Raw genomic sequence first — 18,841 nt, 5'->3', positions numbered from 1 at the left:
GAGGCGGTTTCGGTCGCGGTTTACTATACAATCGCCCGAACCCAAACACCGCGCGGCCGCCCTCCTGCGGCCGCTTCATTCGATGGCCACAACCATCCGCGACGTCGCCCGCGCTGCCAGCGTGTCGATCGGCACCGTCTCACGCGCATTGAAGAATCAACCAGGCCTGTCCGAGGCCACCCGCGAACGCGTCGTAGAAACGGCGCGGCAGCTCGGCTATGACGCGGCCCAACTGCGTCCGCGCATCCGCCGCCTCACTTTCCTGTTGCACCGCCAGCACAACAACTTCGCCGTGAGCCCGTTCTTTTCGCACGTGCTGCACGGCGTGGAAGACGCGTGCCGCGAACGCGGCATTGTCCCGTCAGTGCTGACCGCCGGTCCGACCGAAGACGTGATCCAGCAGATGCGCCTGCATGCGCCGGACGCGGTGGCGATCGCCGGTTTCGTCGAGCCTGAAACGCTGACCACGCTGGTGGCGATGCAACGCCCGCTTGTGCTGATCGACCTGTGGGCGCCCGGCCTGCGCTCGGTGAATCTCGACAACGCCACAGGCGCCACGCTCGCCATGCGGCATCTGTTCGACCAGCAGCGCAAGCGCGTCGCGTTCATCGGCGGCTCGCTCGCGCACTTCAGCATCGCCCAGCGCGCGCTCGGTTACCGGCGCGCGTTTTTCGAAGCGGGGCTGTTGTTCGACCCATCGCTGGAGGTCACGATCGACGCCGGCCTCGATCCCGACAGCGGCGCGGCGCGCGCCATGCATCATTTGCTCGATGCGCCCGGCCCGCGGCCCGATGCCGTCTTCGCCTACAACGACGCCGCCGCGCTCGCCGCGCTGCGCGCGTGCCTCGTGCGCGGCATCCGCGTGCCCGAAGACATCGCGATCATCGGTTTCGACGACATTCCCGCCGCCGCTCATTCCACGCCGCCGCTGTCGACTATTTCGGTCGACAAGGAAGCGCTCGGCCGGCGCGGCGTCGAGCTGCTGCTTGAAGACGCACCCGCCGAACTCGCAGTCCGCTTGCCCGTCCATCTCATTGCCCGTGCCAGTACTTTGGTAAAAACGCCATGACGCAATCCGATCCGCTTCCCCCCGTCAACGGCGCCGCCGCGGTGCCGCCCGTCGAAAGCTTCCGCAGCCGCGACTTCCTGCTCTCGCATGTGCAAGACACGCTGCGCTTTTACGCGCCGAACGTGCTGGATCCGAGCGGCGGCTTCTTCCATTTTTTCCGCGACGACGGCTCCGTCTACAACAAGACGACGCGGCATCTGGTGAGCACGTGCCGCTACGTCTTCAACTACGCGATGGCGTATCGCCAGTTCGGCGACCCGCAGCATCTCGAGTACGCGCGCCACGGTTTGCGCTTCCTGCGCGAAGCGCATTGGGACGCCGAGCACGAAGGCTACGACTGGGAACTCGAATGGCGCGACGGCAAGAGACGCACGCTCGACGCAACGCGCCACTGCTACGGTCTCGCATTCGTGCTGCTCGCGTATGCGCATGCGGCGATGGCCGGCATCGAGGAAGCGAGGCCAATGATCGGCGCAACCTTCGAGTTGATGGAACACCGCTTCTGGGATGCGGCCGCAGGTCTCTATGCCGACGACGCAACACCCGACTGGCGCGTCAGTTCGTACCGCGGCCAGAACGCGAACATGCACACCACCGAGGCGTTGCTGGCCGCGCACGAGGCGACCGGGCACCTCGTCTATCTCGATCGCGCGGAACGGGTGGCGTCGAACATCACGCTGCGTCAGGCGAAGCTCTCGCAGGGTCTCGTGTGGGAACACTTCCACGCGGACTGGTCGGTCGACTGGCATTACAACGAGGAAGACAGCTCGAACATTTTCCGTCCGTGGGGCTTCCAGCCTGGGCACCAGACCGAGTGGGCCAAGCTGCTGCTGATTCTGGAGCGCTATCGCCCGTTGCCGTGGTTGCTGCCGCGCGCCATCGAGCTATTCGACGCCGCCATGACCCATGCATGGGACGAGGATCACGGCGGCCTCTATTACGGCTTCGGCCCGGACGGCACCGTATGCGACCACGACAAGTATTTCTGGGTTCAGGCAGAGACGTTCGCGACCGCGGCGCTGCTTGGCCAGCGCACCGGCAACGAGCGTTTCTGGGACTGGTACGACGAGATCTGGCGCTACAGCTGGGCGCATTTCGTCGATCATAAATATGGCGCGTGGTACCGCATCCTCACATGCGACAACCGTAAGTACAGCGACGAAAAGAGTCCCGCCGGCAAGACCGACTATCACACGATGGGCGCGTGCTATGAGGTGCTGGCGCACGCGCTGCCTGACGGCGCGGCCGCTGCGTCCAAATCCGCGGAGTAAGCAAAATGAACAGCTTGAGCGCGAACACCGAATTCCCCTTTTTCGTCTCCGCCGGCGACATCCTCACCGATCTCGTGCGGACCGGCGCTTCGCAATGGCTCTCACGTCCGGGCGGCGCCGGCTGGAACGTCGCGCGCTGCGTGGCGCGGCTCGGTTTGCCGACGGCGTGCGCCGGGTCGCTGGGCGTCGATAACTTCTCCGACGATCTGTGGAACGCGAGCGTAGCCGCGGGGCTCGACATGCGCTTCATGCAGCGTGTGGAGCGGCCGCCTCTGCTGGCAATCGTTCATCAGACCCATCCGCCTGCGTACTTTTTCATGGGCGAGAACGGCGCCGACCTGGCGTTCGATCCGGCGCGTTTGCCGGCCGGCTGGATCGGGCAGGTGAAGTGGGCGCATTTTGGTTGCATCAGCCTCGTGCGTCAGCCGCTGGGCGACACGCTTGCCGCGTTAGCAGCCGAGTTGCGCTCGCGCGGCGTGAAGATCAGTTTCGATCCGAATTACCGGAACCTGATGGAGCACGGTTACGAGCCCACGTTGCGAAAAATGGCGGCGCTGGCCGATCTGATCAAGGTGTCGGACGAGGATTTGCGGATGCTCTTCAAGACAGACGACGAAGCCGGCGCACTTGCGCGGTTGCGGGCCATGAATCCTGCCGCCACCGTGCTGGTGACGCGCGGACCGGAGACGTCCATGTTGATCGACGGCGCCATGGTGGTGGAGGCCCGGCCGCCTCGGGTCGAAGTTGTCGATACCGTTGGCGCCGGAGATGCTTCCATCGGCGGCCTGCTGTTCAGCCTGATGACCGCACCGCAGCGGGCATGGCCGGAGCACCTTGCCTTTGCTTTGGCCGCCGGCGCCGCGGCTTGCCGCCACGCCGGTGCGCATGCGCCTTCTTTGGATGAGGTTGTGGCGCAGCTGTAGTTTTTTTGCCTTATGCGGCGCGTATGGTCTTAGCCATCGGTCGTCGACATCGAGCGCCGCGCAGGCGAAAAACCGAACCTCGATCATCGTGCTAGGATGAAAAACCCAACCCTTTGGAAGAAGGAGCGTCGCCATGGATGACATCACCTACACCAAAGGCATCTACACGGCCACCGCGTCGATGAGGGAAGTACAAAGCGACACGTGGCGGGGCCTGGTCACGCTTTCCCGCGACGAAGGCGAAGCGTCGGAAGACCAGGAGACTACGGTCTACGAAGTCGAAGCCACCTCGTCCACGCCGGAGGAAGCCCTCGAAGAAGCCAAGGCCCTCGCGCACCGCATCCTCGGGGAAATCGAACTCTAGACAAACCGGCGCCGCGCCCATCGCACGCGCCCCCCTGAATCAACCGGCTGGAGGCGACCATGGCTGAACAGCTCTTCCTCTACGGCGTGTACTCGATTCACGTCCGCCCTCTCGAACTCAACGGCGCCCGCTGGGACGCGGAATACGAAATCCGGCATCGCGAGAAAGCCGTCAAGTCGTGGACCACCGTGGGCGGCGACAACGGCTATGGTGACGAAGCCGAAGCCGTCGCCGCAGCACACCAGCAGGCCGTCGACGACATCGAACACGGCGCCGGCATTCCGAAGCCGCGGGCCTTTCCGTAGACCCACGGCGAGTGCGCCTGGCACCACGTGCGCGCCAGCGAACGTAGTCGCGGCGCCCCGGGCGCGTTCGCCCGAAACACCGCAGGCACGCGTTGGAAACGCCACGCTGAAGCCCCTGCAGGCCACAAGTAGAGACACTACTTCCACCGCCCCTGCAGCGCGCCGAAAATCAGCTTCTGCGCGCTAACCGGCGTGCTACGCTTTGCGCGTTTTCATCTCCACGGGCACGCGATGGCTACTGAACCGTCAAACCGCTTTTCCGGCATCGGCGACGACGAAACGCGGGCGCAGAAGCATCGCGCGCGCGGCAGCCGGGAATTGCGCCTGGACGATCGCGTAGTCATCGCCCACGGCATGCCGACGCCGCTCTGGCAGGATCTCTATCACCGTGCACTGGTCGTCCGCTGGCCGACGTTCTTTGTCTCGCTCGGGGTTTTGTTCCTGCTGCTCAACACTGTGTTTGCCGCGCTCTACATGCTCGGCCAGGCACCGATCGCCAATCAGTTTCCGTCGGGCTTCGGCGGCGCATTTTTCTTCAGCGTCGAAACGCTCGCGACGGTCGGCTATGGCGACATGCACCCGCAAACCGTCTACGCCCATTGGATCGCGACGCTGGAGATCTTTGTCGGCATGTCCAGTATCGCCTTGGCGACGGGGCTGATCTTCGCGCGCTTCTCACGCCCGCACGCGAAGATCATGTTCGCGCGCTACGCGGTCGTGCGGCCGATCGACGGCCGCATGACGCTGATGGTGCGCGCCGCCAACGCGCGTCAAAATGTGATCGCCGAAGCGCGTGCGAAGCTGCGCATCATGCGGCTGGAGACCACCGTCGAAGGTTTTACGCTGCGCAAGCTCTACGATCTGACGCTGGTGCGCGACCAGCATCCTGTGTTCAAACTGGGCTGGGTCCTGATGCACGTCATCGACGAAAGCAGCCCGCTATTTGGCGAGACCGCCGAAACGCTCAAGGACCGTGACGCGTCGCTGCTGCTCACGCTCGAAGGGGTCGACGAATCGACCTCGCAGACCATGCAGGCGCGTCACATGTGGAGTTGCGAGCAGATCCGCTGGCAATACCGGTTCGTCGACATCATGCGCGAGGAAGACGGCGTGAGTCACATCGACTACTCGCATTTCGACGAGGTCGTGCCGCTCGACTCGGCGCCGGTCGCCGCGCCTATGGCGAAGGCGCCGGCATCGTAAAAACAGGACTAAAACGCACCAGGGCATACCCGAATCCGCCCGTTACGTGGAAGATCCATCTCAAAACCTCATTAAAACGCGTGAGCCGTCGCGCTGTTTCGTTGAACGCCTCGCCAAGTAGAAAAAATTCACTCCAATTGGCGCTAAAAAATAGAGTCTCTTTCGTCGCGTCACCTTTTGGGGTCCCCACCCCACGGCGCGCGGATGCAAAACCGCAATTAATTGCATGGGATCGGAGTAAGCATGGGACCAGAGTAAGCGCTAAAGCGCCAACTCTGGTCGACACGCTAACTCCGATCGACAACGGAGACTCCCCCATGACCGCTCGCCTGCCCATCGACGGCACGCCCGCTCTCGCCGACTACAAGCTATCCGACAATCTCACCGCCACCCGCGGACGGATTTTCCTGACCGGTACCCAGGCGCTGGTGCGCCTTGCGCTGATGCAGCGCGCAGTCGACCGCGCGCACGGCTTGAACACGGCCGGCTTCATCAGCGGCTATCGCGGCTCGCCGCTCGGCATGGTCGACCAGCAGTTGTGGAAAGCGAAGAAACTGCTCACCGCGAGTGATATTCGCTTTTTGCCGGCGATCAACGAAGAACTGGGCGGCACCGCTGTGCTCGGTACGCAACGGGTGGAATCGGACCCGGAGCGTACGGTCGAAGGCGTGTTCGCGATGTGGTACGGCAAGGGCCCGGGCGTGGACCGCGCGGGCGATGCGCTGAAGCACGGCAACGCGTACGGCTCCTCGCCGCACGGTGGCGTGCTGGTGGTGGCGGGCGACGACCACGGCTGCGTGTCGTCGTCGATGCCGCATCAGAGCGACTTCGCGTTGATGGCCTGGCATATGCCGGTGGTGAATCCGTCGAACATTGCCGACATGCTCGAGTTCGGCCTGTATGGCTGGGCACTGTCGCGTTTCTCCGGTGCGTGGGTCGGCTACAAGGCGATCTCGGAAACGGTTGAATCCGGCTCGACGGTGGACCTCGATGCGCTGCAAACCGAATGGGCGATTCCACAGGATTTCGAAGCACCCACCGGCGGTTTGCATAACCGCTGGCCCGATCTGCCCAGCCTGACGATCGAATCCCGGATGCACGCGAAACTCGATGCGGTTCGTCATTTCGCGCGCACCAATAGCATCGACAAATGGATCGCGCCGAGTCCGCATGCGAATGTGGGTATCGTCACCTGCGGCAAGGCGCATCTCGACTTGATGGAAACGCTCCGCCGGCTCGATCTGACTGTGGCCGATCTGGACGCGGCCGGTGTGCGCATCTACAAGGTCGGCTTGTCGTTTCCGCTGGAAATGACACGCATCGACGCGTTCGTGTCCCGCTTGTCCGAAGTACTGGTGATCGAGGAGAAAGGCCCGGTCATCGAACAGCAGATCAAAGACTATCTGTACAACCGCACGCAAGGCACTCGGCCGATCGTGGTCGGCAAGAACGCCGAAGACGGCACGCTGCTGCTGTCGTCGCTCGGTGAATTGCGGCCGTCGCGCATTCTGCCGGTGTTCGCGAACTGGCTCGCGAAGCACAAACCCGCGTTGGATCGCCGCGAACGTGTGGTCGATCTGGTTGCGCCGCAAATCCTCTCGAATGCGGCGGATAGCGTGAAGCGGACGCCGTATTTCTGCTCGGGCTGCCCACACAACACGTCGACCAAAGTACCTGAAGGTTCGATTGCGCATGCGGGGATCGGCTGTCACTTCATGGCGTCGTGGATGGAGCGCGACACCACCGGCCTGATTCAGATGGGCGGCGAAGGCGTCGATTGGGCCTCGCATTCGATGTTCACAAAAACGCGCCACGTATTCCAGAATCTCGGCGACGGCACCTACTTTCACTCGGGTATTCTCGCGATCCGCCAGGCGGTGGCCGCGAACACCACCATCACCTACAAGATCCTCTATAACGATGCGGTCGCGATGACGGGCGGCCAGCCGGTCGACGGCAGCATCTCGGTGCCGCAGATCGCGCGTCAGGTGGAAGCCGAAGGCGTGTCGCGTTTCGTCGTGGTCAGCGACGAGCCGGAGAAATACGACGGCCATCACGACCTCTTCCCGAAAGGCACGACGTTCCACCATCGCAGCGAAATGGACACGGTGCAGCGCGCGTTGCGCGATATCGACGGCGTGACCGTGCTGATCTACGACCAGACCTGTGCGGCGGAAAAGCGGCGTCGCAGGAAAAAAGGCGAGTTTCCCGATCCGGACAAGCGTCTGTTCATCAACGAGGAAGTTTGCGAAGGCTGCGGCGATTGCGGCGTGCAATCGAACTGTCTGTCGGTCGAACCGGTTGAAACCGCGTTGGGACGCAAGCGCCGCATCGATCAATCGTCCTGCAATAAAGACTATTCCTGCGTGAACGGTTTCTGCCCGAGCTTCGTCACCGTGGAAGGCGGCAAGCTGAAGAAGGCCGCGGGCGCCGCGTTCGATCCAGCCGCGCTCGCCGCACGCGTCGACGCCTTGCCGATTCCCGCGACACATCTCGATGCCGCGCCGTACGACATCCTGGTGACCGGCGTTGGCGGCACGGGGGTCGTGACCGTCGGCGCATTAATCAGCATGGCCGCGCATCTGGAAGGCAAGAGCGCGTCGGTGCTCGACTTCATGGGCTTCGCGCAAAAGGGCGGCTCGGTGCTGTCGTTCGTGCGCTTCGCCGCGCGCGACGAGTGGCTCAATCAGGTGCGTATCGACACGCAACAGGCCGACGTGCTGCTCGCCTGCGACATGGTGGTGGGTGCGAGCGCCGATGCCTTGCAAACGGTACGTCATGGCCGCACGCGCATCGTCGTCAACACGCATGCGATCCCGAATGCGACCTTCGTGCAGAATCCGGACGCGACGCTGCATGCCGATGCATTGATCGACAAGATGCGCCACGCGGCAGGCGACGATCGCATGTCGACGTGCGACGCCCAGGCGCTCGCCACGCGTTTTCTCGGCGACACCATCGGCGCGAACATTCTGATGCTCGGTTATGCCTGGCAACTCGGTCTGGTGCCGGTGTCGTTCGCCGCGATGATGCGCGCGATTGAATTGAACAACGTCGCGGTGCAGATGAATCAACTGGCGTTTTCGATCGGGCGTGTGGCGGCGAAAGACCCGGCCGCGCTGGAATCGCTGTGGCAAGCACGGCATCTGGCGAAGCAGGCGGTGCGCGTCGATACGCTCGACGAATTGATCGCGCATCGCGAGGGCCGTCTCCAGACATACGGTGGCGCGAGCTATGTGAAGCGATATCGCGCGCTGGTCGATGCGGCGCGCCGTGCCGAAACCGCGCTCGATGCAAAGAGCGAGCGCATCACGCGCGCCGTGGCGACGACGTTCTATCGTCTGCTCGCGGTGAAAGACGAATACGAAGTCGCGCGTCTGCATACCGATGCGGCCTTCCGTGAAGCGCTGGAAGCGCAATTCGAAGGCGTGGCGGGCAAGGACTTCGGCATCAAGTTCAACCTCGCGCCGCCGACGCTCACGCGTCCTCAACCGGGCGTCAATCCGACCAAGAAGATCTTCGGTCAGTGGATGTGGCCGGTGCTCGGGATGATGGCGAAATTCAGTGGTCTGCGTGGCACGATGCTCGATCCGTTCGGCCGCACGCTCGAACGCAAAATGGAGCGCGAACTCGCCGACGACTATGAAACCACCCTGCAACGCGCGTTCTCGAAGCTCAACGCGAACAATCTGGAAGACGTCGCGAAACTCGCGGATCTGCATGCTCGTGTACGCGGTTATGGCCACGTGAAACTGGCGAATCTGGCGGGCGTGAAGCGCGGCGAGCGCGATCTCGCGGCGCGCTTGCAGATCGAAGCAGCGACGAGCCCGTCGGTGAAGAAGTCGCTCGATGAAGTGAAGGGCGCCGGGCAGTTGCGAGGAATTCCGGTGGTCGTTGCGAAGTAGTTCTTTTGCTCCGTGAATGAAAAATGCCGCTTCGGGTTGAACCTCGAAGCGGCATTTTTTGCCTGATGGATTTGTCACGCGTTGCGTCTGGTAGCGTTGCTTATCTTCCTGACTAATCAGCTACGCTTTGCGTCCAGTAGCGCTCTCACCTGCGCGACTTTCGCCGCGTCAACGGGCGCAAGACTGTTGCCGCCAACGCGCACACCGGCCCCGAAGTGAACCGCTTGAACTTTCGTCGCGCTCACGAAGCCGGCGACTGCGTCGACAGTCAAACCCGCGCCCGCCAGCACCGTGCAATGTGAGCAGGCCGCTTGCCGTACCAGCTCGCGCACGATCGACTCCGCCTGCAGTACCGAAGGTTTGCCGCCCGAGGTCAGCACATTCGTCACGGCATCGAAACCGAGCAGCACGTCGAGCGCTTTTTGCAGATCGCGCGTTTCGTCGAACGCGCGGTGAAACGTGATGGCCATTCCATCAGCCGCATCGATTGCGCGCGCGAGGCCTTCGCGATCGATCTCACCGTCTGGCGTCAGCATGCCGATCACCACGCCGTTCGCGCCGGCCGCTTTGACTGCACGCACGTCGCGCAGCATCACGGCGTAGTCGTCGGCGTCGTACACGAACGAGCGGCTATGCGGCCGCACGATCACATTGACCGGCACGCCGGCCGCCGGAGCGCCGACCGCCGCGTTGGCAGCACGGAAATCCGCCGCGGCAACCACCGCCTCGATCAACCCAAGGCTCGGCGTTAAACCACCCTCGCCCATCGCGGTGACGAGTTCAAGGCGGTTCGCGCCCGCCTGCACGGCAAGCCGGGCGTCGGCAACGGTCGTGGCGATGACTTCGAGTAGGACTGACATAGCGCGGCTGTGTGTCGTTAAAAGCGACATGATCTCAGAACCGCCCCGCGCCCTTCCCATCTGAACGATGAGGACCGCCGCTCGCGCTGCCAATTTGAGCCACCGGTGCCGCCACTCACCGTTCCGATCTATACCATCAGAGCCGCTACTCGCCCTTCCAATCTAAACCACCAGGACCGCCGCTCATCCTCACGAGCGAACCATCGGAATCGCTATTCTTCGACCCAATCGATATCGCCGCACAGCACACATGTCTGCTCGCCAACACGCGTCGCGACCGAAAGCGTCACGCACGGCAAGGCCTCGTTGATCGACAGATACGGACGCGTCACGTGCACACGTTCCGGCGCGCTGATCGCCGCGCGGAAATACGGACGACGCAGCCAGTTCGCCCCTTGCGCGTCGGCAAGCGGCAAAAAGCGCGTCTCAGGCGCCGCGCGATCGACGCGCAACACGACGTTGCGGCCCGCCTGCTTGCCCTTCGCGTCGAGCAAAAAACAGCGCGCGGCATGGTCGAGCCCGAGGAAATTCCAGCAGACCTCCTCGAGCGGTTCGCCGGCGGCGAGCCGTTCCGCGGCGCGCTCGAACGCCCGCAGGTACGGTGTGAGACGGCTCGCATTGCGGCGCTCGCGCGCTTCGGCCTGATCGCGATAGCGGTCAGTGACTTCGCTGATGCAGGTCATGGCGTGCGCCGCGTCGGCCGCGCCGGGATTCGGCCGGCCGAAGAAAAAACCCTGCACGAAGTCCGCGTCGCAAGCGAGCGCCATCTGCGCTTCATGCTCCGTTTCTACGCCTTCGACCAGCACCAGCTTGCCCGCTTCGTGCAGCAGCGCCACCAACCCCGGCAGGATCGCCGCCATATCCGCACGATGCGCGGCATGCGACAGCATGATGCGGTCGAGCTTCACGATATCGGGATTCAATTGCCAGATCCGTTCGACATTCGAGTGGCCCGCACCGAAGTCGTCGAGTGCGATCAGGAAGCCGCGCTCACGGAACTGGCGCACCGCGTCGGCGAGGCGTTCGAGATCGTCCGCGCGTTGTTCGAGCACCTCGAGCACGATCCGCCGCGGCGGCAGATCGAGCCGCCGGAGATTGGCGAGCAAGGCGGCGGCGAGATACGGATCGGTGAGCGCGCCGGGATGGACGTTCAGGAACAGCCATTCGTGCTCGGCGCCAAGCACCTTGAAGTTCTCCAGATGCAGGGTTTGGGCGAGCCGGTCGACTTGCAGCACGTCGCCCAGACGCGCCGCCTCGCCGAAGACGTCGAGCGGCGACACGGGCCGGTCGAGCGCGTCGTGCGCGCGCAGCAGCCCTTCGTAGCCGACCGCCCGCATATGCGACAGGCTGAAAATCGGTTGAAACACGCTGGTCAAAGTCAGCTCGCCATGCTGCGCCGAAAAACGTTCGAGCCCCGACGTCACTTCGACATCGAAGCCATGCGGCGCGCTGGCCATCCTTTCCTGTTGCGCAATCGTCATGCAATCCTCTCACGCGAGGGCCGGGCCGGTCCGAACGCGGAAGCGAACAACCTCGGCACCGATCCCCAAAATGTGCGTCATCGATATTCCTTAAGCAAGGTCCATGCGCACGGTGGCGCACATTCGAATGGTATTTGCGTGCGGGGTTGCACCGGCGAAAGGGTTAGTGCGCCGCCCACGGGCGTGATGCGCACCGTCGAGGTGCATTGCCGGCGGCGTTGGTCTTTTTTGAAAGTGCCCGCCCCGCACTGGGGCGACGCTAATAAACCAAAACCACCCTTAAGCCACCGGCCCTTGCGCCGGCTTCCTCCTCAGAAGAGCATAAAGAATAATCGCCCCAAAGGTAGCGGTACCAATCCCCCCAAGCCCAAACCCGCCAAGCTTCAAAGAAAAATCCCCAGCCCCCAGCACGAGCGTCACCGCCGCAACAATCAGATTCCGATTGTCAGAAAAATCCACCTTATTGACGACCCAAATTCGCGCACCCGTCACGGCAATCAACCCAAACACAACAATCGAAACACCGCCCAGCACAGGCCCCGGAATAGTCTGAATCACCGCCCCAAACTTCGGCGAAAAGCCAAGCACGAGAGCAATAAGCGCAGCAATAACAAACACCAGCGTCGAATAGATCTTGGTCACCGCCATCACGCCGATGTTCTCGGCATACGTCGTCACCCCCGTGCCGCCGGCAAACCCGGACAGCATCGTCGCAAGTCCATCGCCGAGAAACGCGCGGCCGACATAGCGGTCGAGGTTCTGACCGGTCATCGCGCTCACTGCCTTGATGTGCCCAAGATTCTCAGCAACCAGAATCACCGCAATCGGTGCAAGCAAGGTCATCGCCTGCATGCTGAAAACCGGCGCGGTGAAATGCGGCATACCGAACCATGCGGCATTCGCCACAATCGCAAAGTCGATCGGCTTGCCCATGCCGAGACCATTCGTGACGATCGCGTAAATCACATACGCCATCAACAAACCAACCAGAATCAGCAATCGCTGCAGCATGCCGCGCGCAAACACCGCGACCGCACCGACGCACAGCACCGTCACCAGAGCCATCCACGAATCGAAGTTGCTGCCGCTCACGCCATGCACCGCAATCGGCGCCAGATTCAGCCCGATCACGCAGACAATCGCCCCGGTCACGACCGGTGGCATCAGCGTTTCAATCCACCGCGTGCCGACCGCCGACACGATCAGGCCAATGATCCCGTACACCGCCCCGCAAGCAATGATCCCACCCAACGCCACCGGGATGTTCATATTCGGACCGTGACCGCCATATCCCGTCACCGCGATCACCAAACCGATGAACGAGAAGCTCGAGCCGAGATAGCTCGGCACGCGCCCCCCCACCAGCACGAAGAACAACAGCGTGCCGATCCCCGACATGAAGATGCACAGGTTCGGATCGAAGCCCATCAGCAACGGCGCAAGCACGGTCGAGCCGAACATGGCGACGACGTGCTGAACGCCCATCGCAAACATCTGCGGCCACGCGAGCCGCTCGTCCGTGGCGACAATGCGGCCCTCGGCAGCGTTCGGCTGAACGCGCCAGCGTGGGAAGTAGGAATCGGCCATGGCGGGGGTTCTCCTCTATCGGCGTTTTAGTGGACGGTGCAACGAAACTGCGCCGTCTGGGAATTACGCGCGAGTGTACGGAGAGCCACCAGGCCTGGCAAGGGCGGCTGAAACTGCGCTAAGAGCGCTACGCACGCCGCGCCATGCGCAACACCGCCCGCCTGCTGCGCGCTCTCGGCATTCATCTTCACCGTCGAGGTCAATTGCTGCATGCTCGACGCGGTTTCCTGCCACGCGGCCGCCTGTTCTTCGGTGCGTTGCGACAGATCGGTGTTGCCCTGCGCGATCTCGCCCGAGGCCATCAGGATCGATTCGCTCGATTCGCTGATGCCCGAGACGATGCCCGCCAGCCACTCACGCATGTTGCGTAGCGCGAACAGCATGCTGCCGGCGGCGTAGCCGAGATTCGCGGCGGCAAGATCGGAATCGATCTTGTGGCGGTTCGCCTCTTCCATCCAGTAGAGGCCGCGCCGGGTCGCTGGGTCCATGCGCCTTTTTGCGTCGGCGCAGTGATTGGGATTTGTCTGATATATGGGGATGAGCTGAACTCTTAGACTTTGTTTGCTGCGTTCGCCCCCATGAGCGCACGCGATGTTGTAACTCTCCGACTTTCCGCTCACGCTCCCCCGGCGTGAGCGGATTTTTTTTCGTCCATGCGCTTCGTCGGCGGCGCACTCGTCAGTACGCGTTCGAATTTACGGATGCCTGAAGAAAGCGTCTGCGGCAAGACGGAGCGTGTGGTTGCGCACGTCCTCTGGCCATGCCACAACGATGTCTTCAAAACGCACCCGATCGTCTGCGTAGAGCGCGCGCGTCGCATCTTCATAATCAGGCAGATTGCCGGCGAGTGCGGTCATGAAGCGATACACCGCTTCTTGCGCGGCGCGTTGGCGGTCCTTGTCCTCGCCCGCAAGCCGCGCCGCTTCGACTAGTTTGCGCAGCGCAACCGAAGCGCCCCCTGATTGCCCGTTGAGCCAATCCCAATGACGCGGCAGTAACGTGACCTCTCTCGCCACCACACCGAGCTTGGGCCGACCACGGCCACGGGGGGCGTCGTCCTCCCCGGCATCAGCGATCGGAGCCGGCTGCTCGGCGGGCGCCTCGCTGGTCAGCCGCGCGAGAATTTCTTCAGGCGTGCCGCGCAAATCAAACTCGACCGGGCGGCTCGTGATGTTGTCGAAAATCAGCACAGGCGCCCGTTCGCCGCGCGCCAGCACCTGGCGTACAGCGAGCGCAACCTCGGGCAACGGACCCGAGGCGATGCGGCGGTGCCCCTCGAAGGCAGTGCAGGTAGCAGGAAGGGGGATCATGACAAACTCCAGAAGAATGGATCTGTCGAATTATACCCGGGTATAAACTAAGCGCAATATATTGCCCGGGTAAAATTACCCGGAGCGGCACCCGATGAGTCCTGCCCCGCCAGCGGTAGCCTTCTGCCTGAACTCGACGCGATCGGCGGACCGGCACCTGGCGAAATGGTCCTGCCTTATCCCGCCGGTGACACGACGTCGCTGCGTCGATCCGCCCGCGCCGCCGCCGGATAACACAGCACGCGGTTGCGTCCCGCGTCCTTCGCTTCGTAGAGCGCCTCGTCCGCGGCGTTGACGAGTGCGCGGCTCGTCGCGAATCTCTGGCTCCTGGTGCATGCAATGCCGATGCTGATGGTCAGCACGTGGTGTGAACTCGCGACATGGCGAAGCTCGAGTGCCTGAACCGCGGCGCGAATTTTCTCGGCGATACACGCCGCCCCGGCTTCGTCGGTTTCCGGCAGCAGCACGGCGAATTCTTCACCGCCATAGCGCGCCGCAGTATCGCCCGGACGCCGCACACTCTGGCCAATGCAGCGCGCCACGGCAATGAGCGCGTCGTCGCCGGCCGAATGGCCGTATAGATCGTTGAAGCCCTTGAACGTGTCGACATCGATCAGCAGCATCGACAATGGCCACTCGTTGCGTTGCGCCCGGCGCCACTCCTCCTCCGCATGTTCCTCGAAAGTGCGGCGATTGTTCAGGCCGGTCAGCCCGTCGGTGCTCGCCAGCACGCGCAACTCTTCTTCGGCAGCGCGGCGCTGCCGCAGTTGTTGCGAGAACAGGATGGCAAGCGCAATGATCGCCGCGTCGAGCGCCGCGATCAGCGTGCCGAAGATCCACGCGCGATGCCGCCACTGCACATAGATATCGTGCGTAGAGAGCGCAACGTCGAGAATCATCGGATACATATCGATATGGCGGAACGCGTACCAGCGCTCGACACCGTCGATCGCCGCCGTGCCGAAGAAGTCCCCGCTTGGCTGCAGGAGGAAGCGTGTGTAGTTCGCGGTGCCGGCCAGACTCCGGCCGATGACTTTTGGATCGTAGGGGCGCCGCATCAGCATCGTGCCGTCGCTCAGCATCAGCGCCATCGAACCGCCCGCGCCGAGATTCATGCCGGCGAACAGGCGTCTGAAGTAAGTCAGGCGCATCGTGCCGACGACCACGCCGCCAAAGCTGCCGTCCGGCCGCGAGATGCGCCGGCTCAACGCAATGCTCACGTCCTTGCCGGTCACCTTGGGCATGAACGGGTGGCTAACATACAGGCCGACATGGGGGGAATCGCGCTGAACCTGGAAATAGTCGCGCTCGGCGAGATTGAGTTGGCGCGGAGGCGTGGATTGCGAATCGAAGATGACGTTGCCGGCGGGGTCGAGTACGAAAATCGAACCCATGTCTTTTGCGCTGGCGGAGCTGTCGAACAGCACCATCTGGCGGATCGCCGGCGGCAGGTCCAACACGCCGGGTTGGTTCAGGCCGTCGACGACGGCCCGCAGCGACAGATCGTAGATCTCGAGATTGCGCGACACGTCGCGTTCGACCAGCAGCGAGACGTTGAACACGGAATCCTGTGCACGCCGCAGTGCGTCATCGCGCATCTGCGCCAATACCCACACCGTAATCGCAAGTATCGCGCCGGCTAGCACGATGCTGATCGCAATCACGATGTTCGGTCGACGCGTCACCATAAACTGTTCATTCGAGCATGCGCTGACCTACGCGCGTGAAGAAGTTGGCCGCGTCCGGAAGCCGCGTCTCGTGAAACGGTAGCCTACCAGAGGCTGAGGCGTATCAAAGCGGGAAAGACAGGTTTTTCGTGGACTGGGCGAAAATTTAGCGATGGCGTGCTTCAGGCCGCTGGCGCCGGCGGCCAATTTCCGAAACGGCACGGACGTTAGATTCTGCGCCTGCGTTTTGCACCTGCGTGGACCTTCGCCCTACAACCAGCGGGGCAGCGCGCGGACGCCACGTCGATCCGGCTCAGCCGGCGCGCAGATCGACCGCCGGCTCGGATGCGGTGCGGCTGAGCGCGCGGATATCGGCGACTTCGAGCACCGCTTTGGCAGCGCCAGGTGGCCGAAGCCCGCATTGTTCACGACTACATCGAGCCGGCCGAATGCATCTGACACGCATCGCGTGCAAGCCAGGTAAAAAAATACGCTCAATGCCTTCAGTACATGGGAATCCAATCCGATAACCGATAAATGGGATACCCATTTATTGGCTGACGTGCGACACGTCTTAGCCGGTGCGCCTTGCGGGAGGCGAAGGGTCAAGCGCGGGACTGCCGCGCTGATCGGCAGCCAGATAGACGCCCCATGCCCGGACCTGAGAGTCCATTGCGAACGCTTTAACGTTTCGTTATTGGAGAAGAAATCGTGACACTCAAGAACCTCACCATCAAGACAAAACTCATTGCTGGTTTCGGCATGCTGTCTTTCATTGTCGTCGCGGTTTCCGGCCTTTCCTTAAAAGCGCTGAGCGATTCGACCGATGGGTTTTCCAACTTCGTACACGGCATCAACGCACGCGCCGACATGGCGGTGCAGGTCCGAACCGCGGTAGACCGCAGGGCGATCGCGGCGCGCAACCTTGTGCTTGTGACCAAACCCCAGGATCTCGAAATAGAGAAAGCCGACGTGACGCGTGCGCACGAAGACGTGCAAGCCGACCTGAAAAAGCTCAACGACATGATCGCGAACGCGACCGATACGACGGAGAAAGCGCGCAGCCTTGTCGCTGAGATCAATCGGGTCGAGTCGGCTTATGGTCCGGTTGCGCTCAACATTGTCGATCTCGCGCTCACCAACAAGCGTGACGAGGCGATCGTCGAGATGGACGATCATTGCAGGCCGCTGCTCGCCGCGCTGGTTCGCGCGACCAACGCGTATGCCGACTACACGCGCGCACGCCAGGATCAACTGGTCAACGAGTACACGGCGCATTACGAGAACCAGCGCAATCTGCTGATCGCGATCTGCCTCGTCGCGCTGGGGCTCGCCGTCAGCGCGTGCGTGGTGATCACGCGTGCTGTGACCGGACCGCTGCGATTTGCGATCGGCGTCGCACGCACCGTGTCGGAAGGCGATCTGCGCACGCGCATCACCGTCGACGGCCGCGACGAAACCAGCAAACTGCTGAGCGCCCTGCGCGAGATGAACGAACGGCTGACGGCGATCGTCGGACGCGTGCGCGACAGCAGCACCAGCATCGCCGGCGCGGCACGCCAGATCGCGGCGGGCAATATGGACCTGAGCCAGCGTACCGAGCAGCAGGCAGCGTCGTTGCAGGAAACCGCTTCCAGCATGGAGGAACTCACCTCCACCGTTAAGCAGAATGCCGACAACGCGCAACAAGGCAGCATGCTGGCTGCGAATGCTTCGTCGGTGGCGCAAAAGGGTAGCGAGGTCGTCAGTCAGGTGGTGAACACGATGCACGACATCAGCGATAGCTCGATCAAGATCGCGGACATCACGGGCATCATCGAAGGCATTGCGTTCCAGACGAACATCCTCGCGCTGAACGCAGCTGTCGAAGCCGCGCGTGCGGGCGAACAAGGGCGGGGTTTCGCGGTGGTCGCGAGCGAAGTCAGAAGCCTGGCGCAACGTTCATCGAGTGCGGCAAAGGAGATCAAGGACCTGATCGCCAACTCTGTGGGCAAGATCCGCGATGGTTCGGCGCTTGCCGGCGAGGCGGGGAAGACGATGGCCGAAGTGACGCATGCGGTCGCGCGAGTGACCGATATCATGTCGGAGATCGCGGCGGCATCCGTTGAACAAAGCCGCGGGATCGAGCAGGTCAATCTTGCGATTACCCAGATGGACAACGTCACGCAGCAGAATGCAGCGCTGGTGGAGGAGGCGGCGGCGGCTTCGCGGTCGATGGAAGATCAGGGGCAACAATTGAATGAGGCCGTGGCGTTTTTTCAGGTGAAGGACGGTGCGCCGGCGGTAGCGGCGCTGGCGCCTGCTCCTGCCCGGCGGGAAGCGCCGCGGCGCGAGGCTGCGGTTGCTGCTGCCCCTAAGCGCGTTGCGCGGGCTGCCGCAGTTGCGCCGGTTGCTGCGCTTGCTACTGTTACGCCTACTGCGGCTGACGGATGGGATAAGTTCTGATCGAGGTCTTTCGGATGGCGCGTCGCTCACGGGCGACGCGTTGGCAAAGTCACCCGCAATGCTCAACGTAGCGGGCTGTAGGACGACCGCAGCACCGGGTGTAAAACCCGAAAGCCAGAAACGCAAAACGTTCCATCTCGTCGTCCGTTCATCAACGTTAAGTTATCGGGTTTGTGCAGACCGCGGGCGCACGCCAGAGTCGGGAACTGCTTCCATGTCCCACGAATTCCGTGCTTCCCCGACGTCCGGCGCTTCTTAGCCCGGCATCAATCGACGTACCGTTCGTCTTCGCCCGCAACTCGCTGTGCCAGCCCATTCCGGTGCTGACGTCGACGCGGCCACGGACGTCACTGTCAGCCCACGCACCAACCATCCTCTTTGCGGCATGACGAAACGAAACTTGAGGGTGAGGAATTCGCCCGCAGCGCGTGCATACGCGCGCCGCGCGCCG

The 18,841-nt window shown here is 62.9% G+C and carries 13 protein-coding genes and 1 pseudogene; 8 read left to right on the top strand and 6 right to left on the bottom strand.

What is annotated here, in order from left to right:
* The first annotated feature begins 82 nt into the window (after nt 1-82).
* From AYM40_RS00845 to AYM40_RS00815, 7 genes are all read left to right on the top strand, one after another.
* A complete protein-coding gene (locus AYM40_RS00845; RefSeq protein WP_063494552.1) occupies nt 83-1,069 on the top strand; it encodes a LacI family DNA-binding transcriptional regulator in 987 nt (328 codons plus the stop codon).
* A complete protein-coding gene (locus tag AYM40_RS00840) occupies nt 1,066-2,340 on the top strand; it encodes an AGE family epimerase/isomerase (protein WP_063494551.1) in 1,275 nt (424 codons plus the stop codon). Before AYM40_RS00845 ends, AYM40_RS00840 begins: the two co-directional genes overlap by 4 nt.
* Before the next feature lie 5 nt (nt 2,341-2,345).
* A complete protein-coding gene (locus AYM40_RS00835) occupies nt 2,346-3,263 on the top strand; it encodes a carbohydrate kinase family protein (protein WP_063494550.1) in 918 nt (305 codons plus the stop codon).
* A gap of 133 nt (nt 3,264-3,396) precedes the next feature.
* Nucleotides 3,397-3,627, top strand: a complete 231-nt coding sequence (locus tag AYM40_RS00830; RefSeq protein ID WP_063494549.1) for a hypothetical protein — start codon at nt 3,397-3,399, stop codon at nt 3,625-3,627.
* A 59-nt stretch (nt 3,628-3,686) separates the two neighbouring features.
* Nucleotides 3,687-3,932: a hypothetical protein gene (locus tag AYM40_RS00825; RefSeq protein ID WP_063494548.1), complete on the top strand. Its 246-nt coding sequence runs from the start codon at nt 3,687-3,689 to the stop codon at nt 3,930-3,932.
* Between the two features lie 231 nt (nt 3,933-4,163).
* A complete protein-coding gene (locus AYM40_RS00820; RefSeq protein WP_063494547.1) occupies nt 4,164-5,135 on the top strand; it encodes an ion channel in 972 nt (323 codons plus the stop codon).
* Nucleotides 5,136-5,452: 317 nt separating this feature from the next.
* Nucleotides 5,453-9,040, top strand: coding sequence for an indolepyruvate ferredoxin oxidoreductase family protein (locus tag AYM40_RS00815; RefSeq protein ID WP_063494546.1), 3,588 nt, complete (start codon nt 5,453-5,455; stop codon nt 9,038-9,040).
* A gap of 116 nt (nt 9,041-9,156) precedes the next feature.
* Here the strand turns inward: AYM40_RS00815 and AYM40_RS00810 are convergent, their stop codons facing one another.
* From AYM40_RS00810 to AYM40_RS00785, 6 genes and pseudogenes are all read right to left on the bottom strand, one after another.
* A complete protein-coding gene (locus AYM40_RS00810; RefSeq protein ID WP_063494545.1) occupies nt 9,157-9,900 on the bottom strand; it encodes a copper homeostasis protein CutC in 744 nt (247 codons plus the stop codon).
* Between the two features lie 212 nt (nt 9,901-10,112).
* Nucleotides 10,113-11,381: an EAL domain-containing protein gene (locus tag AYM40_RS00805; protein WP_063494544.1), complete on the bottom strand. Its 1,269-nt coding sequence runs from the start codon at nt 11,379-11,381 to the stop codon at nt 10,113-10,115.
* 279 nt (nt 11,382-11,660) lie between these two features.
* On the bottom strand, nt 11,661-12,968 hold the full coding sequence (locus AYM40_RS00800) for a solute carrier family 23 protein (RefSeq protein WP_063494543.1): 1,308 nt from the start codon (nt 12,966-12,968) through the stop codon (nt 11,661-11,663).
* A gap of 125 nt (nt 12,969-13,093) precedes the next feature.
* Nucleotides 13,094-13,354, bottom strand: a pseudogene (locus tag AYM40_RS43375) (methyl-accepting chemotaxis protein); the annotation flags it as partial.
* A gap of 309 nt (nt 13,355-13,663) precedes the next feature.
* Nucleotides 13,664-14,278 carry a DUF2239 family protein gene (locus AYM40_RS00790; protein WP_063494541.1) on the bottom strand — a complete coding sequence of 205 codons (615 nt, stop codon included), beginning with the start codon at nt 14,276-14,278 and terminating at the stop codon, nt 13,664-13,666.
* A 176-nt stretch (nt 14,279-14,454) separates the two neighbouring features.
* Nucleotides 14,455-15,966, bottom strand: coding sequence for a sensor domain-containing diguanylate cyclase (locus AYM40_RS00785; RefSeq protein ID WP_063494540.1), 1,512 nt, complete (start codon nt 15,964-15,966; stop codon nt 14,455-14,457).
* A 690-nt stretch (nt 15,967-16,656) separates the two neighbouring features.
* Here AYM40_RS00785 and AYM40_RS00780 point away from each other — a divergent pair.
* Nucleotides 16,657-18,390: a methyl-accepting chemotaxis protein gene (locus tag AYM40_RS00780; RefSeq protein ID WP_063494539.1), complete on the top strand. Its 1,734-nt coding sequence runs from the start codon at nt 16,657-16,659 to the stop codon at nt 18,388-18,390.
* Nucleotides 18,391-18,841: the final 451 nt, after the last annotated feature.

Origin of the sequence: Paraburkholderia phytofirmans OLGA172 (assembly GCF_001634365.1) — a bacterium.
GTDB lineage: Bacteria > Pseudomonadota > Gammaproteobacteria > Burkholderiales > Burkholderiaceae > Paraburkholderia.
This window is presented reverse-complemented; position numbering and strand designations above follow the sequence as displayed.